General features: G+C 68.1%; 26 protein-coding genes. 13 read left to right on the top strand and 13 right to left on the bottom strand.

Annotation, left to right across the window (positions count from 1 at the left end; translation table 11 throughout):
- Positions 1–18 precede the first annotated feature (18 nt).
- Positions 19–459 carry a toxin-antitoxin system HicB family antitoxin gene (locus AB0H50_RS01640; RefSeq protein WP_357445060.1) on the bottom strand — a complete coding sequence of 147 codons (441 nt, stop codon included), beginning with the start codon at positions 457–459 and terminating at the stop codon, positions 19–21.
- 148 nt (positions 460–607) lie between these two features.
- Between AB0H50_RS01640 and dapA the strand changes: the two genes are divergently transcribed.
- Complete coding sequence (gene dapA / locus AB0H50_RS01635; protein WP_357445057.1) at positions 608–1,516, top strand: 4-hydroxy-tetrahydrodipicolinate synthase; 909 nt, start codon at positions 608–610, stop codon at positions 1,514–1,516.
- A gap of 132 nt (positions 1,517–1,648) precedes the next feature.
- Entirely contained in the window at positions 1,649–3,724 is a 2,076-nt protein-coding gene (locus AB0H50_RS01630; protein WP_357445054.1) for an RNase J family beta-CASP ribonuclease, read from the top strand.
- A 55-nt stretch (positions 3,725–3,779) separates the two neighbouring features.
- On the opposite strand, the gene AB0H50_RS01625 is transcribed toward AB0H50_RS01630, so the two are convergent.
- Together AB0H50_RS01625 and AB0H50_RS01620 are read right to left on the bottom strand one after the other, a co-directional pair.
- Complete coding sequence (locus AB0H50_RS01625; protein WP_357445051.1) at positions 3,780–4,334, bottom strand: hypothetical protein; 555 nt, start codon at positions 4,332–4,334, stop codon at positions 3,780–3,782.
- A gap of 60 nt (positions 4,335–4,394) precedes the next feature.
- The gene (locus tag AB0H50_RS01620) at positions 4,395–4,763 is read right to left on the bottom strand and encodes a DUF4189 domain-containing protein (protein WP_357445048.1); all 369 of its coding nucleotides are present in this window, start codon (positions 4,761–4,763) and stop codon (positions 4,395–4,397) included.
- Positions 4,764–4,928: 165 nt separating this feature from the next.
- Here AB0H50_RS01620 and AB0H50_RS01615 point away from each other — a divergent pair, with 165 nt between their 5' ends.
- Positions 4,929–5,552, top strand: a complete 624-nt coding sequence (locus tag AB0H50_RS01615) for a TIGR03085 family metal-binding protein (RefSeq protein ID WP_357445045.1) — start codon at positions 4,929–4,931, stop codon at positions 5,550–5,552.
- 325 nt (positions 5,553–5,877) lie between these two features.
- Positions 5,878–8,235, top strand: coding sequence for a DNA translocase FtsK (locus AB0H50_RS01610; protein WP_357447178.1), 2,358 nt, complete (start codon positions 5,878–5,880; stop codon positions 8,233–8,235).
- A gap of 242 nt (positions 8,236–8,477) precedes the next feature.
- Here AB0H50_RS01610 and AB0H50_RS01605 read toward each other — a convergent pair whose 3' ends face one another.
- Positions 8,478–9,158: a GAP family protein gene (locus AB0H50_RS01605; RefSeq protein WP_357445041.1), complete on the bottom strand. Its 681-nt coding sequence runs from the start codon at positions 9,156–9,158 to the stop codon at positions 8,478–8,480.
- Between the two features lie 156 nt (positions 9,159–9,314).
- Complete coding sequence (locus AB0H50_RS01600) at positions 9,315–10,139, bottom strand: class I SAM-dependent methyltransferase (protein ID WP_357445038.1); 825 nt, start codon at positions 10,137–10,139, stop codon at positions 9,315–9,317.
- Positions 10,140–10,218: 79 nt separating this feature from the next.
- Between AB0H50_RS01600 and AB0H50_RS01595 the strand changes: the two genes are divergently transcribed.
- Entirely contained in the window at positions 10,219–10,641 is a 423-nt protein-coding gene (locus tag AB0H50_RS01595; protein ID WP_357445035.1) for a hypothetical protein, read from the top strand.
- On the opposite strand, the gene AB0H50_RS01590 is transcribed toward AB0H50_RS01595, so the two are convergent.
- From AB0H50_RS01590 to AB0H50_RS01570, 5 genes are all read right to left on the bottom strand, one after another.
- A complete protein-coding gene (locus AB0H50_RS01590) occupies positions 10,604–11,179 on the bottom strand; it encodes a flavin reductase family protein (RefSeq protein ID WP_357445032.1) in 576 nt (191 codons plus the stop codon). The two genes, AB0H50_RS01595 and AB0H50_RS01590, sit on opposite strands and share 38 nt — an antisense overlap.
- A gap of 49 nt (positions 11,180–11,228) precedes the next feature.
- Positions 11,229–11,447 carry a hypothetical protein gene (locus AB0H50_RS01585; RefSeq protein ID WP_357445029.1) on the bottom strand — a complete coding sequence of 73 codons (219 nt, stop codon included), beginning with the start codon at positions 11,445–11,447 and terminating at the stop codon, positions 11,229–11,231.
- Entirely contained in the window at positions 11,444–11,944 is a 501-nt protein-coding gene (locus AB0H50_RS01580; RefSeq protein WP_357445026.1) for a DNA-directed RNA polymerase subunit beta, read from the bottom strand. The genes AB0H50_RS01585 and AB0H50_RS01580 overlap by 4 nt, the downstream gene beginning before the upstream one ends.
- The gene (locus AB0H50_RS01575) at positions 11,941–12,300 is read right to left on the bottom strand and encodes a hypothetical protein (RefSeq protein ID WP_357445023.1); all 360 of its coding nucleotides are present in this window, start codon (positions 12,298–12,300) and stop codon (positions 11,941–11,943) included. The genes AB0H50_RS01580 and AB0H50_RS01575 overlap by 4 nt, the downstream gene beginning before the upstream one ends.
- Before the next feature lie 148 nt (positions 12,301–12,448).
- Positions 12,449–13,678: a helix-turn-helix transcriptional regulator gene (locus tag AB0H50_RS01570; RefSeq protein WP_357445020.1), complete on the bottom strand. Its 1,230-nt coding sequence runs from the start codon at positions 13,676–13,678 to the stop codon at positions 12,449–12,451.
- A gap of 326 nt (positions 13,679–14,004) precedes the next feature.
- On the opposite strand from AB0H50_RS01570, the gene AB0H50_RS01565 reads away from it, so the two are divergent.
- The 4 genes from AB0H50_RS01565 (at position 14,005) to AB0H50_RS01550 (ending at position 18,801) form a co-directional block, all read left to right on the top strand.
- Positions 14,005–14,853: an alpha/beta hydrolase gene (locus tag AB0H50_RS01565; protein WP_357445017.1), complete on the top strand. Its 849-nt coding sequence runs from the start codon at positions 14,005–14,007 to the stop codon at positions 14,851–14,853.
- Between the two features lie 34 nt (positions 14,854–14,887).
- Positions 14,888–15,334 (top strand): VOC family protein, encoded by a 447-nt coding sequence (locus AB0H50_RS01560; RefSeq protein WP_357445014.1) that lies wholly within the window; start codon positions 14,888–14,890, stop codon positions 15,332–15,334.
- A 22-nt stretch (positions 15,335–15,356) separates the two neighbouring features.
- Positions 15,357–16,832 (top strand): NAD(P)/FAD-dependent oxidoreductase, encoded by a 1,476-nt coding sequence (locus AB0H50_RS01555; RefSeq protein WP_357445011.1) that lies wholly within the window; start codon positions 15,357–15,359, stop codon positions 16,830–16,832.
- Between the two features lie 373 nt (positions 16,833–17,205).
- Positions 17,206–18,801, top strand: coding sequence for an ATP-binding cassette domain-containing protein (locus AB0H50_RS01550; protein ID WP_357445008.1), 1,596 nt, complete (start codon positions 17,206–17,208; stop codon positions 18,799–18,801).
- Between the two features lie 94 nt (positions 18,802–18,895).
- On the opposite strand, the gene AB0H50_RS01545 is transcribed toward AB0H50_RS01550, so the two are convergent.
- Positions 18,896–19,945: an alpha/beta hydrolase gene (locus tag AB0H50_RS01545; protein ID WP_357445005.1), complete on the bottom strand. Its 1,050-nt coding sequence runs from the start codon at positions 19,943–19,945 to the stop codon at positions 18,896–18,898.
- Between the two features lie 145 nt (positions 19,946–20,090).
- Positions 20,091–22,856, bottom strand: coding sequence for an AAA family ATPase (locus tag AB0H50_RS01540; RefSeq protein WP_357445001.1), 2,766 nt, complete (start codon positions 22,854–22,856; stop codon positions 20,091–20,093).
- An 82-nt stretch (positions 22,857–22,938) separates the two neighbouring features.
- Here AB0H50_RS01540 and AB0H50_RS01535 point away from each other — a divergent pair, with 82 nt between their 5' ends.
- The 4 genes from AB0H50_RS01535 (at position 22,939) to AB0H50_RS01520 (ending at position 25,190) form a co-directional block, all read left to right on the top strand.
- A complete protein-coding gene (locus AB0H50_RS01535) occupies positions 22,939–23,367 on the top strand; it encodes a hypothetical protein (RefSeq protein WP_357444998.1) in 429 nt (142 codons plus the stop codon).
- Positions 23,367–24,275 (top strand): alpha/beta hydrolase, encoded by a 909-nt coding sequence (locus tag AB0H50_RS01530; RefSeq protein WP_357444995.1) that lies wholly within the window; start codon positions 23,367–23,369, stop codon positions 24,273–24,275. The genes AB0H50_RS01535 and AB0H50_RS01530 overlap by 1 nt, the downstream gene beginning before the upstream one ends.
- A 5-nt stretch (positions 24,276–24,280) precedes the next feature.
- Complete coding sequence (locus tag AB0H50_RS01525; protein WP_357444992.1) at positions 24,281–24,421, top strand: hypothetical protein; 141 nt, start codon at positions 24,281–24,283, stop codon at positions 24,419–24,421.
- 196 nt (positions 24,422–24,617) lie between these two features.
- Entirely contained in the window at positions 24,618–25,190 is a 573-nt protein-coding gene (locus AB0H50_RS01520; protein WP_357444989.1) for a DUF308 domain-containing protein, read from the top strand.
- A gap of 235 nt (positions 25,191–25,425) precedes the next feature.
- Here the strand turns inward: AB0H50_RS01520 and AB0H50_RS01515 are convergent, their stop codons facing one another.
- Complete coding sequence (locus tag AB0H50_RS01515) at positions 25,426–25,833, bottom strand: hypothetical protein (protein WP_357444986.1); 408 nt, start codon at positions 25,831–25,833, stop codon at positions 25,426–25,428.
- Positions 25,834–25,918 lie beyond the last annotated feature (85 nt).

The following is a 25,918-nucleotide window of genomic DNA, read 5'->3' as shown; positions in this document are numbered from 1 at the left end:
CGGGCGCGGCGACCGATGTCAGATGTCGCGCTTGGGTCCGTGGCCCCGCATCTGGTCGCGCAGCGCGCCGGACACCGCGTTGGACAACCACGAGTTCAGCGAGACCCCGTTGGCCGCGGCCGCCTCCTCGGCCTTCGCCTTCATCTGCTCGACGAGGCGCAGCGTGACCCGGCTGATGTCGCCGGTCATCTCCTCGATGGTCGGGTGCTCCTCGGCGGCGTTCCTGCGCACGTCCACCGTGGCGTCGGTGCCGTCCACCGAGACGCGTACGGTGCGGTCCGTCAATTCCGTGCTGATCTCGGCGGCCAGTTCGGAGAGGGCCGCGAGCAGCACGAGACGCGCCGACGACTCGGTCGCCGCGGCCAGGGCAGCGGCGGTGGCCTGGGTCTTCTCGTCGCCGAGCGCCGCGGCGGCCACCAGGTTCTCGCGCAGCTGAGCGGTGTACTTGTTCAAATCCATGACACCAGTGTGACGCCGCATTTGGCGTCATACAAGGAAAACATTGATGTCTTCGCGGCGTCGGTGGGAGGCGAATCACCCGGCCGGGCAGCCGGATCGCCGGTCAGGGTGTCGAGGGCGCTCCTAGGACCGGGTAGCCTTTCTGACCATGACGAACGGTGAATCGACGCCAACGGAGCTGCGCGCGTCCGGCACAGTAGGTGTCGCGATGGTGACCCCCTTCAGTGCCGACGGCAAGCTGGATGTCGATGCCGGGGTCGCGCTGGCGGCCCGTCTCGTCGACCGCGGCGTCGACCTGCTCGCGATCTCCGGTACCACGGGCGAGTCGCCGACCACCACCGAGTCGGAGAAGTTCGACCTGCTGCACGCCGTCGTCGACGCCGTGGGCGATCGCGCCACTGTGATCGCGGGCGCGGGCACCTACGACACCGCCCACTCCATCGAACTCGCGCGCAACGCGCAGCGGGCCGGCGCGCACGGTCTGCTCGTGGTGACGCCTTACTACTCCCGCCCCTCGCAGGAAGGCCTGATCGCGCACTTCACCGCGGTCGCCGACGCCACCGACCTGCCGGTCACCCTCTACGACATTCCACCGCGCTCTATCATCCCGATCGGCCCCGACACGATTCGCAAGCTTGCCGAGCATCCGCGCATCGTCGCCGTGAAGGACGCCAAGGGCGACCTGAACGCCGGTGCCGAGCTCATCGCCGAAACCGGCCTGGCCTTCTACTCCGGCGACGACAGCCTGAATTTGCCCTGGCTGTCCATCGGCGCCGTCGGATTCATCAGCGTCATCGGCCATCTGGTGCCCGAGCGCCTGCGCGAACTCGTCGACGCCTACTCGGCGGGCGACGTGGCGCGGGCCCGTGACATCAACGCCCGGCTCGTCCCGTTGAACCACGCCATGGCGCGCCTCGGCGGCGTCGCGATGACCAAGGGCGGCCTGCGCCTGCTCGGCGTCGAAGTCGGCGAGCCGCGGTTGCCGCAGCTGATGCCGAACACCGAGGCGCTCGACCGTCTCGCCGCCGACCTGCAGACCGCGGGGGTGCTGGGATGAGCGAACGCAGTGAGCGAATCATGTGCCAGCGTGCTTCGCGCATGCCGAAGCCGAGCGTCAGCGAGGCGCAGGCATGAGCGAACACAGTGACCTAGCCGAGGGCGCATCCGTCACCGAACAGGAGAGGTCGTCATGACGACTCCGCGCCGCCCACGCCGCGCCGCGTCCCGCCCCGCGGGCGCCCCCGAACCGACTCCCGTGGAGCCGGAACGCACCGAAAAGCCCGCCGCCGAAACGGTCGCCGCGCAGCCCGAAACCGCCGCGCAGCCCGAAGCCGCCGCGCAGCCCGAGACCGCCGCGCAGCCCGAAACCACCGCGCAGCCCGAAACCACCGCGCAGCGTGAAGCGGTCCAGCAGCCCGCGGCCGCCGAGTCCGCGCGAAAGTCGGACCGCGCCAAGAAGTCGCAGACCGCCCAGGCTCAGCAGCCCGAACCCACGCGGCAGAACGGTCAGGGCCGCCGCTCCGGGCGCGGTCGGCAAGGCCGCGGCCGCGGCGAACAGGCGCCCGCCAAGCCGCCCGTGGTGGCGGCGCAGGACCGGCTCGGCGCCCCGCCGAAGCTGCCCAAGAACGGTCTGCGCGTCTTCGCGCTCGGCGGCATCGGCGAAATCGGCCGCAACATGACCGTTTTCGAATACGACGGCAAGCTGCTCATCGTCGACTGCGGCGTCCTCTTCCCCGAGGACCAGCAGCCAGGCGTCGACCTGATCCTGCCCGACTTCCGGCCCATCGAGGACCGGATGGACGATGTCGTCGCGATCGTGCTCACCCACGGTCACGAGGACCACATCGGCGCGGTGCCGTTCCTGCTGCGCATGCGCGGCGACATCCCGGTCATCGGCGCGAAGTTCACCCTCGCGCTGGTGGCGGCGAAGTGCCGCGAGCACCGGCTGCACCCCAAGCTCATGGAGGTCGTGGAGGGCGAGACCACCATCCACGGTCCGTTCGAGTGCGAGTACTTCGCGGTCAACCACTCGATCCCGGACGCGATCGCGGTCGCCATCCGCACCCCGGCGGGCGTCGCGCTGCACACCGGCGACATCAAGCTGGACCAGCTGCCGCTGGACGGGCGGCTCACCGACCTGGCCGGTTTCTCCCGGCTCGGCGACGAGGGCGTCGACCTGTTCCTGGTGGACTCCACCAACGCCGAGGTGCCCGGGTTCGTCACGCCCGAACGCGAGATCGGCGGCGTGCTGGACAATGTGATCGGCAAGGCGCGCAACCGGGTGATCGTGGCGTCCTTCGCCAGCCACGTGCACCGCATCCAGCAGGTCGTCGACGTGGCCCAGAAGTACGGGCGCCGTGTCTGTTTCATCGGCCGCTCGATGGTCCGCAACATGCAGATCGCCCAGGATCTCGGCTACCTGACGGTGCCTGACGGCGTTGTCGTCGACCTCGACGTGGCCGCGACCCTGCCCGGCGACCGCCTGGTGCTCATCTCGACCGGATCGCAGGGCGAGCCGCTCTCGGCGCTGTCCAGGATGGCGCGCGGCGAGCACCGGCAGATCCACATCCGCGCCGACGATCTGGTGGTGCTGGCCTCCTCGCTGATCCCCGGCAACGAGAACTCGGTGTTCGCCGTGGTCAACGGTCTGGCCAGGCTGGGCGCCACGGTCATCACCCAGCAGAACGCCAAGGTGCACGTCTCCGGACACGCCTCCGCGGGCGAGCTGCTGTACCTGTACAACGCGGTGCGACCCACCAATGCCATGCCGGTGCACGGCGAATGGCGGCACCTGCGGGCCAACGCCGCGCTCGCGGTGGCGACCGGCGTCCCCGAGGACCGGGTGGTGCTCGCCGAGGACGGCGTGGTGGTCGATCTGGTGGACGGCATCGCGTCCATCGTCGGCCGGGTGCCGGTCGGCCACGTCTACGTGGACGGCCTGTCCGTCGGCGATGTCGGCGAGTCCACGCTGTCGGACCGTCTGGTGCTGGGCGAGGGCGGTTTCATCGCCATCACCGTCGCCATCGACGAGACCACCGGCAAGGCCGTGAGCACGCCCGAGGTGAGCGGGCGCGGCTTCTCCGACGACCCGACCGCACTGGCCGACGCCGCCGAACTCGTCGAGGCCGAGCTGCTGCGGCTGGCGGGCGAGGGCGTCACCGACATCCACCGCATCGCCCAGGGCGTGCGCCGGGTGGTCGGGCGCTGGGTCGCCGAGACCTACCGCCGCCGTCCGATGATCGTGCCGACCGTCATCGGCGTCTGATCCCGAAACGCGAAAAGCGCCGGAAGGGATTCCCCTCCGGCGCTTTTCGCGTCTCTTACTGAGCCTGGCAGGCCGCGGAGTCCAGCTTCGCCGAGCGCACGATGTTGCAGGTGAACTGGTGGGAGACCTTCCAGTCGCTGCCTTCGGCGACGAACTCGACGAACGCGTTCTCCACCGGCTGCCCGTCGATGGTGACCTTCGCGTCGGCCTTCAGCTTGCCGTCCTTGGGTTCCTGCACATTGGTGATCTGGACGGTCACCTTGTTGCGCTTGGCCGCGTCGACCAGCTTGTCGACCAGCTGCGGATCGCGCTCGGCGTCCTGGATCCAGCTGATCTTCTCCTCGGCGCTCACCGAGGGATCGAAGGCGCGGTTGATGCGCTCGTTGAGCAGTGAAGCGGCGGGCTTGGGCAGGTTGGGCCGCGTGGTGGAGGTGGGCGCCTTACCGTCGACGGCCTTGTCCTCGTTCTTGCCTTCCTCGAACTTGCCTGCGGGCGAGGTGCTCGCGCCCGCGCTCGAGGAGGAGTCACTGTCGGAACTGCACGCGCCGAGCGCGAACGCCGAGGCTGCCAGCAGCACGGCGACCGCGGCGCGAATGGTGCGGTGTTTCACGATTTTCCCCTGGTGAAGTGGTGTCGCGGTCGCAGAGTTGACGACGCGACGGTGTCGGATTTACAGCGAGTAGCCCGAGGTGCAGCGCCAGTCGACGACCCAGCCGCCGGAGAGGCGGCTCAGCGCCGCGGAGCGGGCCTCGGAGTAGCTCGGCCGCGCCGACGCGCTCCAGCGCGTGTCGGAGCTGGCGAGCACGCCGCAGCCGTTGGTCCAGGAGACCAGGGTGGAGCAGCCGTAGCCGCAGACGTCGACCGCGGCGTCCTCGGCGGCGCTGTAGCTGCCGTAGTTGTTGGCGATGCCGTAGCTACCGTCGCTCGACACGGCGATCGCGCCGTAGTAGCCGTATCCGGCCTGCGCCGGTGCCGAGGTGGCCAGCATCGAACCGACCGTTGCCACGATGACCGCGGCAGCGGTGAAGAACTTCTTCAAGGTGAATCCCTTCGAACTGAGAGGTCCACGACCCTATGGACCAGTGACAAGCTACCGAGCAACCATTCGGGAATCCAGTCGGCGCATTCCATTTCGGGATCGCGCGGGTCCGGATGACCCGGCCGGGCACCCAAGCGACCTTCCGGTATCGGTTATGGTCGGCACGTGAGCATGGCACAACGGGAACGTCGAGCGCTGGTGGCCGCGATGTCGTCGGCCGGTCCGGATGCTCCCACCCTCTGCGGCGGGTGGACCGTGCGAGACCTGGCGGCGCACTTGATCGTTCGGGAACGCCGCCCCGACGCCGCGCCCGGCATCCTGTTGAAGCCCTTCGCGGGCTACCTCGAGTCGGTGCAGGACCGCGTGGCGCGCAAGCCGTTTCCCGAGCTGCTCGACCTGGTGCGGACCGGCCCGCCTTGGTGGTCGCCGCTGAAGCCGGTGGACGCGCTGGTCAACCTGAGCGAGATGTTCGTGCACCACGAGGATGTGCGCCGCGCCGGATCGGACTGGCAGCCGCGCGAACTCTCCGACGCCGACGAGTCCCAGCTGTGGAAGGTGGTGCGACGGGTCGGCAAGATGGCCTACCGTTCCGCCCCGGTGCCGGTGGTGCTGGCGACGCCCGATGGCCGCCGTGCGGAAGTGAAGTCGGCTGAGGGAGCCGCGGTGACACTCACCGGTAAGCCTTCCGAACTGGTTCTGCACGCGTTCGGCCGCGACAAGGTGCGCATCGAGACCGCGGGCGACGAGGACGCCGTGCGCGTGGTGCTGGAACTCGACCGCTCGTTCTGAACCGCCCGTATCCACCGCTCGAGCGGGGGCTTCGACTGTGATCCGCCGCGCTCGAGGCGGGCGATACGGGTGTTGCGGATGGTCTGGATGGGGCGTTTGCGGCTAGCCTGGGTCCATGGCAGGTAAGTCCCGCAGCACCACGACACCTCGTGCGCGGGCGGGATCAGCCCGGGGGAGGACCACCACGGCGCGGTCTCGTTCCACCACACCCCGGGGTGGTTCCGCACCACGCGGGCGCGCCACACCGGCCCGCAGACCCGTGCGGCGCCCGTCCGACACCGCGCCGCTGGCCGTCTTCGGCCGCGCCATCACCAGCGGTTGGAACATGCTGGCCCGTGGACTCGGCGCCACCACTCGCACGCTCAGCCGGGCGGGCGAGATCGAACACGGACACCGCCGCGACGGCGTCGCGCTCGCGCTGATCGCGCTCAGCGGCGTCATCGCCGCCGCGGTGTGGCTCTCGGCGGGCGGCCCGATCGGGCACTGGGTGGAGGAAGCGATCCGGGCGGTGTCCGGGTCGGCCTCGGCCGCACTGCCGTTCGTAGCGACCGGCATCGCGATCATCCTCATGCGCACCGAACCGCACCCCGAGATTCGGCCGCGGCTGGTGCTGGGCGGACTGTTGGTCGGTCTGCCGCTGTTGGGCATCTGGCATCTCGCCGCGGGCGCGCCCACCGATGCGCACGGCCGTTCCCGCGCCTCCGGTTTCGTCGGTTATGTCATCGGCGGACCGCTGGCGAGCGGGCTCACCGCCTGGCTGGCCGTGCCGATCCTGTTGCTCGCCATCGTCTTCGGCGTGCTGCTGCTGACCGGGACGACGGTCAGGGAGGTCCCGCAGCGGCTGCGCGAATACTTCGGCACCGCGGCGGGCGGCGACGAGTACGGAGACCTCGAGCCGCAACGCGACTACGAGCCCGCCGACTACGATGCCGACGGCTTTCCCGTGCGCCGCACCGCGTCCCGGCGCCGCGGTCGCACCCCGGTCGAGAACTATCCGCCCGACGAATTCGCCGGATCCGACGCAGTCACCGAAGTGCTGGGCGAGCCGCCGCTGCGCGACCCCAAACCCATCGCCACCGAACCGCCGCCGGAACCGCCCAAACCCAAGAAGCGCCCGGCGCCGAAGGCGCAGGACCAGACCCCGCCGCCGCCGAAGGAACCCGAGTTCGTCGCCGACCGGGTGATCGAAGGCGACTACACGCTGCCGCCGCTGACGCTGCTCACCGACGGCGAACCGCCCAAGAAGCGCAGCGCCGCCAACGAATCGATGATCGAGGCGATCACCGAGGTGCTGGTGCAGTTCAAGATCGACGCGGCGGTCACCGGATTCGTGCGCGGTCCGACGGTCACCAGGTACGAGGTGGAACTCGGCCCCGGCGTGAAGGTGGAGAAGATCACCGCGCTGGCCCGCAACATCGCCTACGCCGTCGCCACCGAGAACGTCCGGCTGCTCGCGCCGATTCCAGGCAAGTCCGCCGTCGGCATCGAGGTGCCCAACGCCGACCGTGAACTGGTGCGGCTGGCCGACGTGCTGAAAGCGCCGTCCACCCGAAACGACCACCACCCGTTGGTGATCGGTCTCGGCAAGAACATCGAGGGCGAGTTCGTCTCGGCGAATCTAGCCAAGATGCCGCACCTGCTGGTCGCGGGCTCCACCGGTTCCGGTAAGTCGAGCTTCGTCAACTCGATGCTGGTCTCGCTGCTGCAACGCGCCACCCCGGACGAGGTCAGGATGATCCTGATCGACCCCAAGATGGTCGAGCTCACCCCGTACGAGGGTATTCCGCACCTGATCACGCCCATCATCACCCAGCCGAAGAAGGCCGCCGCCGCGCTGGCCTGGCTGGTGGAGGAGATGGAGCAGCGCTATCAGGACATGCAGGCCAACAAGGTGCGCCACATCGACGACTTCAACAAGAAGGTGAAGTCGGGGGCGATCACCGCGCCATTGGGCAGCGAGCGGGTCTACCGGCCCTACCCCTACATCCTCGCCATCGTCGACGAGCTCGCCGATTTGATGATGACCGCGCCGCGCGACGTGGAGGACGCGATCGTCCGCATCACCCAGAAGGCCCGTGCCGCGGGCATCCACCTGGTGCTGGCGACGCAGCGTCCGTCGGTGGACGTGGTCACCGGTCTGATCAAGACCAACGTGCCGTCCCGCCTGGCGTTCGCGACCTCCTCGCTCACCGACTCCCGGGTCATCCTGGACCAGCCGGGCGCCGAGAAGCTGATCGGCATGGGCGACGGCCTGTTCCTGCCCATGGGCGCGGGCAAACCCACCCGCCTGCAAGGCGCGTTCATCAGCGACGAGGAGATCCACGCCGTCGTCGACTTCGCCAAGAACCAGGCCGAACCCGAGTACCAGGAGGGCGTCACCGCCGCCAAGGCCGGGGAGAAGAAAGACGTCGACCCCGACATCGGCGACGACCTCGACGTGCTGCTGCAGGCCATCGAACTGGTCGTCACCTCCCAGTTCGGTTCCACCTCCATGTTGCAGCGCAAGCTGCGCGTGGGTTTCGCCAAGGCGGGCCGCCTGATGGACCTGATGGAGACCCGCGGTGTCGTCGGTCCCAGTGAAGGGTCCAAGGCGCGCGATGTGCTCGTCAAGCCGGACGAGCTGGAGGGGTTGCTGTGGTCGATCCGCGGTGGGGGCGGGGAGTCGGGCGACGGCGAGGAGTAAGCGTCCCAACGGCTCCGCTCCTGATGTGGCGGTCCGTCGACTTCGCCTGCAGGACCGATGCCGGCCTCGGCGGCGCAGGCGATCGTCAGGTCGGTCTCGGTGTCGGTGAACGGGTGCGCGTGGTGGACGGACGCGGCGGTGAGCAGGTGATCCGCCGTCGGTGGCGATAAGGATGGATCCGAGATCGCCGTTAGACGAGAGGTTGCGAGCAGGCGCCCATCGTGACTGCGGTTTCCCCGCGGTCACCAGAGGTGCGCGTGGTGCACGATCGCGTCGGCGATCAGCGCGATGCCCAAGAGGCCGAAGATGATTCGCACCGAGAGCGGGCCGTATGCGGTCAGGACGCGCACGATCGCGCGGTACACGCGGCGGGCGCGCGCACTGCCGCGGGTGGACAGCGCGAGGATCAGCAGCGGCGGCAGCAGGGCGACAGCGCAGTAGGTGACGATGATCAGCGGCCACAGCGTCGGCAGCGGGTCGTGCGCCGACAGCATGGCCAGACCCGCGAGATACGGCACCGCCGTCGGCGCCTGAGCGAAACCGATCGCGACGCCGACCAGCGCCAGCACCATGGGCCGTCGCCGGGCCCTGGTCGCCCACGCGGGCGGGTCGCGGCGAGCGCCGGAAGGCAGCACGGAGAACAGCAGCAGCACGGCGCCGACCGCCAGCTCACCCCAGTAGCGGATGGTCGGCGTCAGGTCGAAGCCGATCAGCGAGGTGAGCCAGTTGATGCCGAGCACGGCGCAGATCCCGAACGTGGTGGTCATCGCGAAGACACCCGCGACGAAACTCAGACCGCCCGGCAGCGGTGACCGCCGCGCGAGTTTGCTGTCGTACACGATCGCCACCGTGACGCCGACGAGCAGCAGATCGAGCGAATCGAGGAAGGCGAAGCCGGTCAGCGCCAAGAGCAGAGTCACCATGACCACACCGAACATACGCGAGGGCCGCGATGCCGTAGCCCAGCGCCAGTACGCGTAGGCAGACGCGGCCGGGATCGTCGACCGGTTCTGTTCCGTCCACGCCTCGTTCGGCCGTGCGATAGTCGTGGGCGCGCGCAGCGGCGATGCCCATCGAGGTCAGTTCTTGCGCGCTCGCAGACTGTAGCTGAGGGGGAGGCGTTCGGGGTGGTCGATCATGCGCCACTCGCCGTGCTCGTCGCAGGTCATCCGGCCCGGCAGGGCATTCCACGGCACGCTGCGGTGTTCGGTGAGGCCGGTGATCGCGAGGCTGTTGGACAGCAGCGCGGAGACGATCTCGCCGAGACCATGGTTCCACTCGTGGGTAGTGGTCTGCTCGAGACTGCCGTCGGTCTCGACATAGGTGGTGTCCTCGGAGAACACCATCGGCTCGGGTGTCTCGAAATACGGGTAGCCGATGGTCGATCGATCAGTGACGGTTTCGTCTATGGCCCACAGCATCGGATGGCCTTCGCGCAGGAACAGGCGGCCGCCCGGCCGCAGCAACCCCGCCACGGTCCGCGCCCACCGCTCGATGCTCGGCAACCAGCACAGCGCGCCGATCCCGGTGAACACCAGATCGAATCGCTCCTCGCCCAGCACCGAAACCGCGTCGTACACATCGGCTTCGACGAAATCCACGTCGGACCCCGTTTGTTCCGCGAGCTTGCGGGCCTGCGCGAGGGACGCCGGACTGAAGTCGAGCCCGGTCATCCGAGCGCCAAGCCGAGCCAGCGAAATCGTGTCGGTGCCGATATGACACTGCAGATGCACCCCGCGCAGACCGCGCACGTCACCGAGCAGCGGTAAGTCGAAACGCACTACCTCACTGAGGTACTCCGGCTCGGCGAGAAACCGCGACACCCGATAATCCGGCGACCCGGCATGCATCGGCGCCCGCTCATCCCAGTTCGCCCTGTTGAGGGTGCGATAGTCGTCGGTCACGTCATCGACTGTCGCACCCTCGCCCGCTTGCCGCACGTGAATATTCCGACCCCGGTCCCCCGCGCGGTAGGCTTGCCCGGTGGGTGTTGGAAAACTGGAGACACTGAAACGTGCGCTCCGCAAATCCTGGTCCGCAGACACCAGTAGCGCTCCGGACTGGACGGAAGCCAATATCGCCAAGGGCCAATGCGCCGTCACCGCATGCGTCGTTCAAGATTATCTCGGCGGGGATATTCTCAATACTGTCGCCACGTTGCCAGGCAATAAAACGATCTCGCACTATTTCAACGTTGTCGATGGCCAGACGATCGACCTGACCCGTGAGCAGTTCCCGGAAGGAACCACATTCACGCCGCCGAAAGCAAAGCCAGGCCGTTACTCATCAACTCGCGAGTACTGCCTCTCCCACGAAAGCACTCGGCTGCGATACGAACTACTGCGCAGCCGGGTAGCCGACTTTGTTGCTAGAAGTATGAGATTTTCAACGGAGCATCCGCAGTAGTTGTGAACTGGTTCCCGGTCTGTTGCATCAGGGGGTGGGTCACGTTGTGCGGCACCCCATCGGGCGCGAGGTATTCGGCACTGAACCAAACCTGCTCTACTTCACCGATCGCTAGCCCGTGGTCGCCGCCTAGATCGAGCCGCGCGACTATGCGACACGCCATCCAACCAAGGCCAGAGGGCACCACCGGGCCGTAGCTCGAGGATTCGTAATCCAGGGGCAAGCCGCTGGCGGCCAGCTTGTCGGCGGGTTCTGTGATGGGGAACTTGGAGTACCGCGCGCCCAGTTTCCAGACGCCGTCCAGTTGCTTGAGCGTCGGCACGCTGACCGTGAATCCTGCTGCCGTCTGGAGGTTCTGGTGCGTCTTCCATTCCTTGTACACCGCAACCGCCACCTGCTGCGGCTTCGTCGATACCGAGGTGAGGTTGGAGACCGGAATGAGGTTGGGTGCGCCGTTCTCGTTTCGTGTGCCGACCAGATACGCGATCCGCGGTGCCAACAGACGATGAGCCACACCAACTGGGTTGTCATTGGGCATGGCCAGCTCCTGTACTTATTCAGTCCCGAACATGCCAGTGTCGCAAAGCTCAGGGCTCCAGGTAGAGCCGTTCACAGGGTAGGCGCGGCAACCCTGTGGTGTCGGTCAACGCGACTGTGACGGCGTCGGCGTAATGCTGGGCTTGATACTCCTGCACGAACAGCATCGCGGCGGTAAGGCAGGCCGCGAAGTCCAAACGCAAACCGTGCAAGAACACGCTCAAGTGCACATCTGGTTCGTCCGGCAACGGCGATGCGGTAGCACTCATAACGCGCTCTGACGGGCCGGAGTCAGGCAGGCGTGCACCGAGTAGAGCACTGCACGCCCAGAGGGCCGGAACGCCGAATGCGCGGCGGTGATCCACCCGCGATAGTCCGAGCCCTGATCGGTCGGGGAGGGCAACGCCACCCGATCACCATTGCCCAAGATCGCGATCCGGCGACCGCGGAACAATGCCGCCTCGGCTGCGATCATTGTCGCCGGAATGTCCGAGCGCACAAGGAAAGTCCAGGTATGCGAGCGGGGATGGGTCACGATCGGCCCACCGCCCTGCTTCTTGGTGTCCAGGTCGGCCTTGACCATCTGTCCCACCTCCGACGGCATAGCGACGGCCCAGACCATGCCTGCGATGAAACCGATTCTGCCCGTGGCGGGTTCGAGCACGGCGGGCAGATGACATACGCTGCGGTAGTAGTCCACCCGTGAGCGCGGCGTATCCCCTGCTAAAGCATTGCCGGATGACTGCGGTGTTCGAGCGGCGTTCACGACTGTGCTCCATGTCGGCGGGCCTGGGCGGTACCGCTCTCGCTAACCAGCGCTTTCAGCGATGCGACCGTATCGGCGGACGGCTGGGTGCAGGCGCTGGAGTTCACCACGGACAACAACCCTTCAGCTTCCATCTGAGCCAGCAACCGGGCGAACTCCTCGACCGTCGGCACGTGGCGTTCGTGCCAGAGCAGCAGTCCGCGCGCTCCGTCCGCCTTCACGCGGGGCGGCGGCCCGCCAGCGGTGAATTGCGCGAGCGCTTGCAACGTGTACCGGCGAAGAAAACACACTCGCGCGCAATAGGACTGCTGCGGAGTCTCTGTATCGTCCAGACTCATCTCATCGGACAAACCCATCGGCGGAACCCCTCCCTGCTAGGTCAACATTTGGGAGCACCCGCCGCCGGGGATGAAGGGCACCACATCGACCCGACGACGGGGCCAGGACTGACGTTATGAGAAGGGCCACAAAGGATTTGTCCTGAAAGGACAGACGCTGAATTCGTTAGCTCGTTGCCCCAAGGTCCGGCGCTATCCCGAGACGCCAGGCCAAACCGCGGAGATTCCGGCCTCCCGCGTCACGGCGGGCAATGCGTAGCTGATCTGCGATGGCTTCACGAACGAAGAAGTCGGTGCGAACTTGTTGCGGTGCAATGTCTTCGGCCTTCAAGAGCATCGCGAGTCCACTGTCTCGATACTTCGGCTCCGCCAGCAATATCCGGCCGGCCTCGGCGTAGAAATGAGCACGGCGAGAAGGCGACGGGATGGCATCGACGGGGAGGTTTCGTGCCAGCTCCACCGCATGCGCCCCATCTCCGAGCTCCATGCCGATAGATGAGCGCCACATGCCGACATTCGTTCTGCCGAACCACAGTCGGGCGAAACTGCCAACTTCGTCATCCATCCGTATCGCGACTGCTTCGGCCTCCGCAAGATGGGTATTGGCGGTGTCCCGGTCGGACTGCACTGCGCCCGCGAGTGCTGCAGACAGGTGGAGCATTCCATACGCCTGCAATGCCGAAGTGTCATCAAGATAGGGCCTTAGCCGATCAGCGGTGTTTACGGCGCGGGTGTACTGCTGCGAGCGTGAAAGCGAACCCGCAATGCTGCCACGCAACCACACCGCGAACCCGATCCAAGCCGGTGACTCGAGTTCTTCGGCGCAGGCGTTCGCCGCCTTGACAATCATGATCGGTAAGCCTCGGACACCGAGGCGCTTGGTTGTCTGCGCCAGGGCGTAGTAGCAACGGATGATGCCGACAAGAACCTGACGCCGCCACTGCGGTCGTCGGACATACGCCGAGTGCAGCTCGGTCAATAGCCCAGGGGCCAAGGAACAAGCAGCGGCGTAGTCCGTGGACTCTCGCACAACTTCCAACTCAGCCAAATCCGCAGCGATCTCGGGCCATTCGCGTACTTCTTTTCCGGGGTCGATGCCGAGTTCGCACACCTCCAAGGCATTCTCGACAGCGATCAGACCGGCGTACGCTTCGGCCGCCGGCCCATCGGCGACCTCCCACGGCTGACCGTTGAACTCCGAGGGTGACACCTTCAGCGCCCGCGCCAGCGCCTCGAGAGTGGCCCGATTCGATAGCGGTTGCTCGCCACGTTCGAGGCGGCCCAAGTACCCATAGCTGATACCAGCCAGACCCGCGACAACTTCGAGGCTTTGCCCGCGCCATGCACGGATCTCGCGCAACCTGCGCCCGACTTCGTTCGGTGGAATTTCGTTCATAACGTACTCCTCCGCCGATGGCTCCCTCTTGCGACGTTACCCGTGTAGTGGCCGCCAGATGCCGCAACCGAGGCCGCGCGCTGCTTGGACCAGCCTGGCGGCGTCACCGCACCGGCGTCGCACAAGCCTCGAGAGTCTCGGCGAACGTCAAATGGCCTAATCGATGACGGTCGAAACCGGTTCGGGACGGGAAGTGCGTAGGCCGGACGCGGGCCAGCGGCGGGTGCTGACTACGTCATCGTCGGCGTCAGTTGACAGATGTGGCGGCAGGGTCGCGGGACCCACAGTGGAATCCGCACAACCTGCTTCCCCGAAAGGACAACGACATGGTCGACATCCGACGCCCCCGTATGCGGCGCGCTGCCCGGGCGGTCGCGGCGATCACGGCCGGAGTGGCCGCCGGTAGCCTCGCCGTCGCGTGCACCGCGAGCACCACCCATGCCGGGCCGACCGAGGACGCGCCGAGGCCGACCATCGTGTTGGTCCATGGTGCGTTCGCGGACGGATCGAGCTGGAACGACGTCATCGACAAGCTCCGCAAGGATCGGTATCGGGTTGTCGCGGCGGCGAATCCGCTGCGCGGCCCCGCCTCCGACGCCGCCGCACTGCGCGGGTTGATCAGCCATATCGACGGTCCGGTCGTCCTGGTCGGGCACTCGTACGGTGGGTCGGTCATCAGCACCGCCGCGGCCGGGAGCGATCAGGTGAAGGCGCTGGTGTACGTGGCGGCTTTCCTGCCCGCGTCCGGTGAGACCGCGCTCGAGCTGACCAACAGGTTCCCCGGGTCCACCCTGCCCGGCACGCTCGATCCGGTCCCGTTCACCAACCCCGACGGCAGTGCGGGCACCGATCTGTACATCCAGCAGGACAAGTTCCACGCGCAGTTCGCCGCCGACGTGCCCGCCGACCGCGCCGCTCTGGCGGCCGCGGCCCAGCGTCCGATCGTCCAGGCCGCGCTCGAGGAGAAGGCCACCGTCGCCGCCTGGACCGATAAGCCCAGCTGGGATGTGGTCACCACCGAGGACCTCAACATCCCCGCCGCGGCGCAGCGGTTCATGGCCGAGCGGGCTCGTTCCCATGTCACCGAGGTCGCCGCATCGCACTCGGTCGCTGTCTCGCATCCCGATCTGGTCGCCGACGTGATCGAGCAGGCCGCTCGGGACACCAGCCACTGACGATCGCGAAAGAGACTCGAGGAGAAGACGAATCATGGATATGAAACTGGAAGTCGTCGTCCTGCCCGTCGCCGATGTCGACCGCGCCAAAGCCTTCTACATCGAGCGGCTCGGGTTCCGTCTCGACGCCGATTTCCCGGTGGACGACGGCTATCGCGTCGTGCAGGTCACCCCGCCAGGCTCGGAATGCTCGATCATCTTCGGCACCGGAGTCACCATGGCCGCGCCAGGAAGCTTGCACGGCCTGCACCTGATCGTCACCGATATCGAGCGCGCTGTCGCGGAGCTGACCGAAAGCGGGATCGCGGTCGACGGCCCGTTCCGCGACGCCACCGGCGTCTTCCACCACGCCGGAACCGAAAGCCGTGTCCCGGGCGCGGATCCGCAGCGCCGCAGCTACGGTTCGTTCGCCGCGTTCATCGATTCCGAGGGCAACGGCTGGTTCCTGCAGGAAGTCACCCAGCGCGCGCCCGGCCGCTGATCCGCCCATCGAAGGTGAACCCATGTCCGACAAGGAAATTCGTACCTACGACGTCGTGGTCATCGGGGCCGGGCCGGTCGGTGAGAATGTCGCCGACCGTTCCCGCGCCGCCGGGCTGAGCACCGTGATCGTCGAATCCGAACTGATCGGCGGCGAATGTTCGTACTGGGCCTGCGAACCCAGCAAGGCCCTGCTGCGCCCCGCCCTGCTCTACCGCGAGGCCGCGCGCTTTCCCGGCGTCGGCGCCGCGGTCACCGGCCCGCTCGACGCGGCCGCGGTCCTGAAGCATCGTGACCGCATGGCGGCCGACTGGAACGATCAGGACCAGGTCGACTGGCTCGACTCCGTCGAGGTCGAACTCGTCCGCGGTCACGGCCGCCTCGACGGACCACGGCGGGTGACGGTCCACACGCCCGAGGGCGACACGGTGCGGCTCGCCGCACGGCACGCGGTTGCCGTGTGCACCGGCACCGCCGCGGCCCTGCCGCCGCTGCCGGGCCTGGATGCGGTGCGGCCGTGGACAAGTCGCGAAGCCACCAGCGCCCGGGAAGTGCCGGACCGGCTCGCGATTCTCGGGGCGGGGGTTGTCGCCACCGAAATGGCCGCCGCCTGGCAGGCTCTGGGTGCGCGGGTCACGCTCATCGCCCGCGAGTCTCGGCTGTTGGGCCGCATGGAAGCCTTCGCCGCGGACCTGGTCGCCGAGCGGCTCCGGGAAGCGGGTGTGCAGCTGCGGTTCGGTACCACCATCACCGCCGCGGAACGCGCGGGCGGACCCGACGACGGCATCCACCTCACCCTCTCCGACGACACCCGGCTGGTCGCCGACGAACTGTTGCTCGCGACCGGACGCGCACCCCGCACCCATGACATCGGCCTCGACACCGTCGGCCTGACACCCGGCCAATGGCTCAGCACCGATGACACGTACACGGTGACCGCCGTCGAAGGCGAGTGGTTGTACGCGGTCGGGGACGCCAATCACCGTGCGCTGCTGACCCATCAGGGCAAGTATCAGGCGCGTGTCGCCGGGGCGGTCATCGCCGCCCGGGCGCGCGGACTGGCGCTGGACACCCGCCGTTGGGGCGAGCACGCCGGGACCGCCGACCTCGACGCGGTGCCGCAGGTCGTGTTCACCGATCCGGAGATCGCGGCGGTCGGCCTCACCACCGAGGACGCAGCCCGCGCCGGGCGGGTCGTGGAGGTGGTCGATTACGACATCGGCCGGGTCGCAGGCGCCATCCAACACGATCCCGGCTACCGAGGACACGCCCGTGTTCTGATCGATCCGCAGCGGCAGGTGATCGTCGGCGCCACCTTCGCGGGACCGGGCGTCGCCGAACTGCTGCACTCGGCCACCATCGCGATTACCGGTGAGGTCCCCGTCGATCGGCTCTGGCACGCGGTTCCCTCGTTCCCCACCATCAGCGAAGTCTGGCTGCGGCTGCTGGAAACCTATCGCGACCAACAGAATTCGCCGATTCCAGGAGCAAGCAGATGATCACCTACGGGGGATTTTGCGGCCAAAGCCGCTGGGGAGCCTCGGCGTCGACGGCTCGGACGCGATTGGTAGTGTGAGGACGTGCTCATCGAGGAAGTCGACAGACTCTAGCCGCCCGGTCGAAGGCGGCGCTTCCGTTTGCACATTCCTCCGGGTGTCCCGTATCGGGAACGGCCCGAGATGTTCTCGTGTGAATCAGCGGCAGCTGTACACCACCGCGTCGGCGATCTTTCCGCCCGCGGTCGTCGCGCTCGCGCGCACCTCGCCTTCGTCTGCCTCCGCAAATCCCGAAATCACGCGCGCCCATGGCCACCGCGGCCTCGGCGCGATTCTTGCGGCCGCTCGTTCGCGAGCAGGAAAGAGTCGACGACCCATGTCCACATCCCCACAATCCGCGATCACGCTGCGGAACCTGTCCTTCGAATGGCCCGACGGAACCGTCGCGCTCTCCGGGGTCACCGGGACCCTGACCACCGGCCGTACCGGTTTGGTCGGCCGCAACGGCGCCGGAAAATCGACGCTGTTGCGGCTGATGGCCGGAATCCTGACCCCGACGTCCGGACGAATCGAAACCACCGGCGAGGTCGGCTACCTGCCGCAGACGCTCACCCTCCGCCGCGACGACACCATCGCGCAATTGCTCGGTATCGCGGGCAAACTGGCGGCTCTGCGTGCGATCGAATCCGGGGAGACCGAGGAAGAGCACTTCGGGACCATCGGCGACGACTGGGACATCGAATCCCGCGCCGACGAAGCGCTGCACGAAATCGGTTTCAGCGCGGCCGATCTCGACCGCAAGGTCGGTGAGATCTCGGGTGGTGAAGCCGTGCTCGTCGCCATCACTGGGCTGCGAATCCAGCGCACACCGATCACCTTGCTCGACGAGCCGACCAACAACCTCGATCGCGAAACCCGCTCCAGGCTGACCGAATTCGTGGACGCCTGGCCCGGCACCCTGGTGGTGGTGAGCCACGATCTCGAGCTGCTCGAGCACATGGACGCCACCGCGGAACTGCACGGCTCGACACTGGAGGTGTTCGGTGGCCCTTATAGCGCCTGGCAGCAATACATCGAGCAGGAACAGGCGGCGGCCGCGCAGGCGGCACGCAGCGCCGAGCAGGCGTTGAAGGTCGAGAAACGGCAGCGTATCGAGGCCGAGACCAAACTCGCCAGACGCGAGCGCACGGGGCGGGCGACCCAGCAGAACGGCGGCATTCCCCGGATCCTGGCGGGCAACCGTGCCAGCAAGGCGCAGGGCTCGGCAGGTGCCTTGCGCACCACGCTCGACGCGAAAGTCCGAGTGGCCCAAGAACTGCTGGACACCGCGTCGGCTCGGGTGCGCCGCGAGGAACACATCCACCTCGAACTGCCCGATCCCGATGTGCCGCGCAGTCGACGGATCGCGGAACTGCGCGACGGTGACCGAAGCGTCGTGGTACAGGGCCCGGAACGGGTCGCCCTGATCGGCCGCAACGGTGCGGGAAAGTCGACGCTGATCGAGAATCTGATCCACAGTCACCACCCGGAGCGAGCCGTCCTGTTCACGGACCGGGTGGGATATCTCCCGCAACGCCTGGACGGCCTGGACGAACAGGCCAGCGCCCTCGAGAACGTCCACTCGGTGGCCCCCGCCACGCCACCGGCCGCGATCCGCAACCAGCTGGCCAGGCTGCTCTTGCGCGGCACCAGCGTCGAGCGGCCGGTCTCGACGCTGTCCGGCGGTGAACGCTTCCGAGTTTCTCTGGCGCGCTTGCTACTCGCCGATCCTCCGGCGCAGTTGCTGATCCTCGACGAGCCGACCAACAACCTCGACATCGCCAGCGTCGACCAACTCGTCGACGCCTTGGCCGACTATCGCGGCGCGATCCTCGTCGTCAGTCACGACTATCCGTTCCTGCGCAGGATCGGTATCGACACCGTAGTCGAGCTCGATGCCGGCGGCCGCTTCCAGCGGCGCGACTCCCTGTAGAAGCGCCTCCGGAGACAGCCCTCGGTTCGACGGGGACGAGTTGCCGAGACCGCCGGGCCGGTGGTGCGCCACCGGCCCGGCGGTCTTCGGGATTTCAGAGGTGGTCGGCGTCGATGATCGCCTGGGCGAACGGGCGTGGGGCCTCCTGCGGGACGTTGTGCCCGATGCTGTCGAGGATGCGGTGCTCGTATTTCCCGGTGAACTTGCCGCGGTAGGGTTTTCCGTCTTTTGCCGCGCCGTCGAAGTCGCTGGCGATGGTGATGGCGGGCACGGTGATGGCCGGTCCGGTGGCAAGTTGCTGTTCGTAGGCGTCGTATTGGGGCTCGCCGGGTGCCAGGCTCAGCCGCCATCGGTAGTTGTGGACGACGATGTCGACATGGTCGGGATTGTCGAAGGCGGCGGCGCTGCGGTTGTAGGTGGCGTCGTCGAAGTTCCACTGCGGCGAGGCGCGCTGCCAGATCAATTTGTTGAAGTCGTGCCGATTTCGGCTGTAGCCGAGGCGACCGCGCTCGGTGGCGAAGTAGTACTGATACCACCAGCCGAGTTCGGCTTCCGGCGCCAGCGGTTGCTGCTGGGCCGCCTGCTGCGTGACGATGTACCCGCTCACCGCGACGATCGCCTTGCAGCGTTGCGGCCACAAAGCCGCGACGATGTCGACAGTCCGTGCACCCCAGTCGAATCCGCCGAGGATCGCTTTATCGATGTGCAGAGCGTCCATGAAGTCGACGATGTCGCGCGCGATCGCCGACTGCTGGGCGTTGCGGACGGTCTGCGCGGACAGGAAGGTGGTCGGGCCGTAGCCGCGCAGGAACGGGACGAGCACCCGGTATCCGGCGGCCGCGAGCAGCGGACCGACATCGGCGTAGGAGTAGGGGTCGTAGGGCCAGCCGTGCACCAGGATGACGGGTTGCCCGGTGCCGGGCCCGAATTCGGCGTAGCCGACATTCAGAACACCGGCGTCGATGTGCTTTGTCGCGCCCAGCGTGGTGTGCGCGCCCGATCCCGCCCGCAGATCCGCGCCACCGGGCGTCGCGGCCGCGGGCGCGGTGGGGGAGTCCGTGGAGCAAGCACTGAGCGAGGCCGCGGCAAGGCCCGCCGCGCCCGCTGCGAGCGCACCACCGAAAAATCGTCTGCTGATGTCCATCTGCACTCCTGCGAAGCTGTCGTCACTGGGCCGGTGTGCGATGAGGTCCGGGGGATCGCGACCGCACCGCAACCCCGCCGACGCTAGGCAGGGTGTGGCGGCCGTCGCGAGCGTCGGATGACGTAATCGGTGTCGGTCGCGCGACTTACCGCGGCGTGTCGGTTTCGGTGGGCAGCAGCGCCGCGAGGTCGCCGCGCGAACTGATCCCGAGCTTCGGGAAGATGCGGTGCAGATGGGTGCTGACGGTCCGGTGCGACAGGTACAGCCGCTGCCCGATTTCCCGGTTGGTCAGGCCCTGGGCCGCCAAGTGCGCGATGCTCAGCTCGTGCGGGGTGAGCTGTTCGCGGGCGTCCGGGCTGCGGTTCGGGCTCGATTCGCCCGCGCTGCGCAATTCCAGGCGTGCCCGCTCGCTCCATGCGGTGAAGCCGAGCGCGTCGAAAGTCTCTCTGGCCGTGCGTAAATGGGTCCGGGATTCGACGACCCTGCGCTGGCGCCGCAACCATTCGCCGTAGGCAAGGTGCAGGCGGCCGCGTTCGGCGGGCCAGCCCGTGAGGTCGGCGGCCAGCGCTGCGCCGAACGGCTCCTCGGCCGCGTCCCCGGCGAGAACGGCCCGTGCATAGCGCATTCCGATGTGCAGTGCGGGCGACGGTGTGGACGCTGCCGCGGGTTCCAGTCCGCGCAGCAGCTCCGACATGGGGTCGGCCTGTCCCGCCCGGACCGCGGCCTCGGCGAGTTCGGCGAGGAAATACGCGCGCAGGGCCGGTGCGTGGGCGGGGTCGCGCGGGTCGTGGATCCGGCGCAGATCGGCGAAGGCATCGTCGAAGCGGCCCTCGCCCAGGGCGATGAGCCCGCGCGTGAGCTGGACGGTGGCCAGCACGGGGCGAGCGCCTGCGGCGAGCCCGATCCTTTCGGCTTCCGCCGTGAGCGCCACGGCCTGCGCGTAGTCCCCTCGTAGGGCGGCGATTTCGGCCTGTACCGCCTTGGCGAGTCCATGCATGAACGGCTGGCCGGTTTCGTGGGCGAAGGCCGCGGCCTCGGCCGCCGCGGGCGCCGCGGTGGCCAGATCCCCGAGCCGGGCCAGGCTCCATGCCTGCACGGTGAGCGCGCGTGGCAGCAGCCCCAGCCGCCCGGCGGCGCGCAGACCGGGAGCGGCGGCGGCGGAGAAATGCGCGGCGAGGTCGAACGCGCCCACCTGGAGTGCCGCACTCCCGAGGAAGCGGTCGACTTCCGCATCACGTCCGGTGGTCGCGGCCAGCGCGCGGAGGTGGCCGATGACCCGGTCGCCGCGGTCGAACGGAGCCACGTACGCCTCGACCGCGACAAGGCGGGGATCGCTGTCGGGGATGGGAAGCGCGTCGGCGACCGCGAGCAAGGAGCGGCGGGTGTCGGGTCCGGGCTCGATCCAGAAGCACCGCATGGCCGCGCCCCATAGGATTCGCATCGCGGCATCGATGTGCTCGTCGGCGGCGACGGATGCCGCCAGATCGGCCAATTCACCGATACGCGAAGGGTGTTCGCGCAGCCCGTCGTCGAAACCGCTGAGCAGCCAGTGCGCGGTGGCTCCCTGCCCGGCCGTCAGGGGAAGCGTGCGCGCGGCGTCGACCAGTCGTTGCGCGGTGTCGCGCCGACCCGAATCGACGGCCGATTCGGCCGCCCGCAGCAGGCGGTCCGCGCGCCGGTCCGGACTGTCGCTGAGCGCGGCGGCCCGTTCCAGAGCCGCCACCGCGCCCTGGCGGTGGCGTGCCCGTTCGGCGACGACTTCCAGCTCAGCGGCCACCTGTTCGTCGGGACCCACGGTCCCGGCCGCACGGTGCCACACCTGACGATCCGGCAGCGCGCCGAGCGTCCCGGCGAGCGCGAGGTGGGCGTTACGGCGCTCGTCGGCCGTGGCTCGGGCGGTCAGCGCCGACCTGATCAGCGGATGCCGGAAGGTGACGGTGCCGGCATCGATGTCGATCAGCCGGGCTGTTACCGCGGGGGTGAGGATTTCGGCCTCGACCGACGAGCCTAGGAGAATGCCTGTGGCAGTGAGTGTTTCGGCGATGGAGTCGCTGTCGTTCAGCGCCGCGACCAGCAACGCGGCTCGGCTGCGGGAGGGAAGTGCGCCGCTGCGCGCCGAGAAGGCGTCTTCCAGGCGTTCGGTCAACGGCAGCGTGGGGACGGGTTCGGTGAGATTCGCGGCCGCCGTGGGCAGCTCGGTCAGGGCAAGGGGGTTGCCATGGGCTTCGGACAGCACTCGCAGGCGGATCGGAGCGGGCAGTTCGGGTGCGGCGTTGTCGAGCAGCGCCATCGCGTCGTCGTCCGGCAGCGGCCCGAGCCGTACGACGGTCAATCCCGCGTCCCCCAGCGGGGACCGGCAACCGTCTCGAACGGTGGCGATCACGGCAATCGGTTCGGTGTCGATCCGGCGAGCGAGGAAGGCGAGCACTTCGGCGCTCGCGGGATCGAGCCAGTGCACGTCCTCGGCGACGATCAGCAGTGGCCGCTCGTCCGCCGCATCCGCCAGCAGGGTGAGCGCGGCGAGACCCACCAGGTAGGGGCTCGGATCGGAGTCGCCGTCCGACATCCCCAAAGCACTCGTCAAAGCCTCGAACTGGCGTGCAGGCAGGGTGTCGAGTCCACGGCGGAGCGGGTACAACAGGCGGTGCAGTCCGGCGTAGCCGAGGTTCTGTTCGGCTTCGGCCCCGGCGGTCCGCAGCACCCTGACCCGCGCGACGGCCGCGGCGGCGATCGTCTCCTCGACCAGCGCCGACTTCCCGATACCCGGCTCACCCTCGATCAGGATTCCGCTCTGCTCGCCGGGGCCGTCCACGAGTGCGGCCAGGTCTTTCAGCTCGGTGTCTCGTCCGAACATCGGCATCGTGCGGTATCCCTTCTCCGGATCCTCCCTACGGCATCTGGGACCCGTCACGACCCTATCGAAACAGCGAATACGTCACCCCAGCGTCATCTGACTGATTCGCCGCCGTGCCCACGGCGGCGAAGGTATTTCCATGGCTACCGTTCGTTTTCACCTCCTGTCCACTCTGTCTCCCGCCGAGGTCGTGCGGGTGCTCACCGACTTCGGACCCGCTCGCGCCGAGCTGTGGCCGTCCATCGACGCCGAGCACTTCGTCGTCCACGACCGTGGCGACACCTGGGCCGAGGTCACCGAAGGCACCGCCGCCGCCTGGGAACGCGCCCGCTACCAGTGGGACCCGGCCGGCGACACCGTCACCATCACCACGCTGGACTCCAAGCTCTTCGGCGCGGGCGGCGGCTGGGTCTTCCGCGCCACGCTCGAACCGCACGGCACCCGCGTCGATGTCGAACTGACCCGGACTCCGCGGACGTTCAAGGGCAAGCTCCTGGCGGCGCTGCTTCCGCTGGTGGGCCCATCCTCACTGCGCAAGTCGTTCGCAGGCCCGCTGAAGGCCGCGTGATGTCGGCACCGCACTCGATCCGGGACACCGAACGGCTCGCACCCGGCGTCCACACCTTCGATTCCGACGGCATCGCCCAGCGGTATCACGTGTACGGCCGCGGGCCGGTCTGCCTCGCCCATCCCGGCGGTCCCGGGATCTTCTGGGAGTACCTGCGCATGCCCGTGCTGGAGGAACACCTGACCATGGTGTACGTCGAGGCGCTCGGCACCGGCGAATCCGGCCGCCTGCCGACGCATCCGCACGGCTACACCCGGGAACGCTACAGCCGTGCGCTGCAACGGCTGATCGACCACCTCGGCGTGCCCGAGGTGTATCTGCTCGGCCACTCACACGGTGCGTTCGTCGCCGCCTATCACGCGCTGCATCGCCCGGCCGGGCTCGCGGGCCTCATCCTGTACGAGGGCGCGCCGGTCACCGGCCCCGAACACGGGGCCGAGGCCACGCGTCGAATCCAGGAGTTCGCCGCCGCGCACGCGGACCGGCCCGGATTGACCGAGGTGGTCGCGGCATTCGCTGCGATGCAGAACATTTCGAGCGACGAACAGACCCTCGCGGTCGCACGCGGCATCCTTCCGTCTTATTTCGCCGACTACTGGGGCGAGGAAGAGCGGTGGGCTCCTTTCCGGGAAGGTCTGCGGGCGAGCTACATCTCGGGACTGGACGCGGATCTGTCTCCCGATCTCATCGACGACCGCGCCGACCTGCCGAATCTGAAGGTGCCGACACTGGTCTTCGTTGGCCGCCGCGACGTCATTTGCGGACCGCGCTGGGGACGGGAACTGCACGAGCTGATCCCCGATTCGCGCCTGCTCGTCCTGGAACACAGCGGGCACATGGGGCATCTGGAGGAGCCCCAGCGCTTCGCCGATGTGATCAAGGAATTCGTCTTCTCGCGGGAGGGATGATCGGCATGCCCTCGTTTCGTTCGCTCGGCTGGCGCGACCGGTCCGGTCTGGCACCGGTTTTCGCTGCGCCGGTGGCGCTGTGGATCTGGGCGGAGATCGCGGTGCTGCACGGGCGGGGGCCCGCCGTCCGGGATCTCTTCGACTAGCGATCCGTCGTCCGACCCGGCGGCACGTCCGTCACTTGGCGTCGCCTCCGTCGTCCGACCCGGCGGTACATCCCGTCCCTGGCGTCGCCTCCGTCGTAGTCCGCGGCTGTCACATCCGTCGAGAACCTGACGGGTGCGTGCCGCGCTGTCCCGCGCGAGAGCGGAATTCAGTCCCCTACCGAATGGATGCTTTTCTATGAATACCACTGCCGCACCGCCCCTTTCGACATCCGGGCGCTCGTCGCTGATCCGCCTGTATCTGGGTCGCGGCATCCTGGCAATAGTGTGGGCCCTCGCTTTCGCCGCGGCCCACGACACCCTGAACGCCGTCGCGCTCATCCTCCTGATCGCCTATCCACTCATCGACGCGGTGTCGTCCGCCATCGACTTCCTCGCGGTGCCGGACGGCTCCGAACGTCGCGTGACCGCCCTCAACGGAATACTCAGCACACTGGTCGCCATCGCCCTAGGAGTTGCCGGAACCGTCGGCGGTGTGGCCGCGGTGCTGGGTGTATTCGGTGTCTGGGCAACGATATCCGGCGCGGCCCAACTGGCCGTCGGCCTTTACCGCCGCGGCCCCGCCCTCGGCAAGCAATGGCCGACCCTGATCTCCGGTGGCCTGTCCTTCCTGGTCGGCGCGTTCTACGTCGCCCAGGCCACCGGTCAGTCCCCGTCCCTCGACGTCCTATCCGTCTACGCCACCGGCGGCGGCGTCGTCTTCATCGCGCAGGCCGCACTGCTGGTCTGGAAGTCCCGGTCACACCGATAGACCGCGCAGGGCGATACGAAGAACTGGTAGCCCACCGTGGAATCGATCCAACGCGCGTGTCAGGCGGCGTCGGCGTCGATGGCAACTCATCGCTGGGATGCACTGGCTGGACGGGCTGCCTACCGGAATGGACGAGAGGGTCGCTCTCGGCGGTTGGCGCGAGAGCGACCCTGTGTGTCGGCGGCTGTGAGGGGCCGGACCCAGTGACGAGCTGAGCCGCGCGGCGGACCTTCGCTTACGCGGCGTCGAGCGCCGCGGTGATCTTGCGGGTCATCGCGGCCACGGCGGGGCTGGGCTGGCTCTGCCGGGGCCGGGCGGCTGCTTCGATGGCGACGAGAACGGTGTCGCGGAAGTTGTCGGCCTCGGCCGGATCCTGCTGCTCGAGCAGCTTTACGGCTGCGGTCAGTGCGGGCAGCACGTTGTCGGCGAGTGCGGCGACGGACTTGCCTCGCAGTTCGATGTCCTTGGTCTTCGCGGCGAGGACGTGCCCGACCGCGCCAGTCGCCGACGTCAGGGCGATAGAGCCGTTCGCGATGCCCTTGTGAGGCGCGCCGGCGGCGGCCATCAGCGACACGGCACCGTAGGCGGCGGTCCGGACGGTCGACTTGTCCTGGTCGGTGAGGGTGATGGTGATGGTGGACATGGTGTGTACTCCTTTGAATCCGTTGTGATTTCGACCGGCCCGCTGCCGGTTCCGGTCGATTTGTTCGATGTACACACTGTCGCCG

It is taken from the genome of Nocardia sp. NPDC050793, from assembly GCF_040654065.1.
In the GTDB taxonomy this organism is placed as follows: Bacteria; Actinomycetota; Actinomycetes; order Mycobacteriales; family Mycobacteriaceae; genus Nocardia.
This window is presented reverse-complemented; position numbering and strand designations above follow the sequence as displayed.

What these genes read in the sequence shown, in the direction of transcription:
- AB0H50_RS01640 (WP_357445060.1), bottom strand. Translation starts at nt 459, where the DNA reads ATGGATTTGAACAAGTACACCGCTCAGCTGCGCGAGAACCTGGTGGCC.
- dapA (WP_357445057.1), top strand. Translation starts at nt 608, where the DNA reads ATGACGAACGGTGAATCGACGCCAACGGAGCTGCGCGCGTCCGGCACA.
- AB0H50_RS01630 (WP_357445054.1), top strand. Translation starts at nt 1,649, where the DNA reads ATGACGACTCCGCGCCGCCCACGCCGCGCCGCGTCCCGCCCCGCGGGC.
- AB0H50_RS01610 (WP_357447178.1), top strand. Translation starts at nt 5,878, where the DNA reads ATGCTGGCCCGTGGACTCGGCGCCACCACTCGCACGCTCAGCCGGGCG.
- AB0H50_RS01605 (WP_357445041.1), bottom strand. Translation starts at nt 9,158, where the DNA reads ATGGTGACTCTGCTCTTGGCGCTGACCGGCTTCGCCTTCCTCGATTCG.
- AB0H50_RS01590 (WP_357445032.1), bottom strand. Translation starts at nt 11,179, where the DNA reads ATGCCCAATGACAACCCAGTTGGTGTGGCTCATCGTCTGTTGGCACCG.
- AB0H50_RS01585 (WP_357445029.1), bottom strand. Translation starts at nt 11,447, where the DNA reads ATGAGTGCTACCGCATCGCCGTTGCCGGACGAACCAGATGTGCACTTG.
- AB0H50_RS01575 (WP_357445023.1), bottom strand. Translation starts at nt 12,300, where the DNA reads ATGGGTTTGTCCGATGAGATGAGTCTGGACGATACAGAGACTCCGCAG.
- AB0H50_RS01570 (WP_357445020.1), bottom strand. Translation starts at nt 13,678, where the DNA reads ATGAACGAAATTCCACCGAACGAAGTCGGGCGCAGGTTGCGCGAGATC.
- AB0H50_RS01565 (WP_357445017.1), top strand. Translation starts at nt 14,005, where the DNA reads ATGGTCGACATCCGACGCCCCCGTATGCGGCGCGCTGCCCGGGCGGTC.
- AB0H50_RS01560 (WP_357445014.1), top strand. Translation starts at nt 14,888, where the DNA reads ATGGATATGAAACTGGAAGTCGTCGTCCTGCCCGTCGCCGATGTCGAC.
- AB0H50_RS01555 (WP_357445011.1), top strand. Translation starts at nt 15,357, where the DNA reads ATGTCCGACAAGGAAATTCGTACCTACGACGTCGTGGTCATCGGGGCC.
- AB0H50_RS01550 (WP_357445008.1), top strand. Translation starts at nt 17,206, where the DNA reads ATGTCCACATCCCCACAATCCGCGATCACGCTGCGGAACCTGTCCTTC.
- AB0H50_RS01545 (WP_357445005.1), bottom strand. Translation starts at nt 19,945, where the DNA reads ATGGACATCAGCAGACGATTTTTCGGTGGTGCGCTCGCAGCGGGCGCG.
- AB0H50_RS01535 (WP_357444998.1), top strand. Translation starts at nt 22,939, where the DNA reads ATGGCTACCGTTCGTTTTCACCTCCTGTCCACTCTGTCTCCCGCCGAG.
- AB0H50_RS01530 (WP_357444995.1), top strand. Translation starts at nt 23,367, where the DNA reads ATGTCGGCACCGCACTCGATCCGGGACACCGAACGGCTCGCACCCGGC.
- AB0H50_RS01525 (WP_357444992.1), top strand. Translation starts at nt 24,281, where the DNA reads ATGCCCTCGTTTCGTTCGCTCGGCTGGCGCGACCGGTCCGGTCTGGCA.
- AB0H50_RS01520 (WP_357444989.1), top strand. Translation starts at nt 24,618, where the DNA reads ATGAATACCACTGCCGCACCGCCCCTTTCGACATCCGGGCGCTCGTCG.
- AB0H50_RS01515 (WP_357444986.1), bottom strand. Translation starts at nt 25,833, where the DNA reads ATGTCCACCATCACCATCACCCTCACCGACCAGGACAAGTCGACCGTC.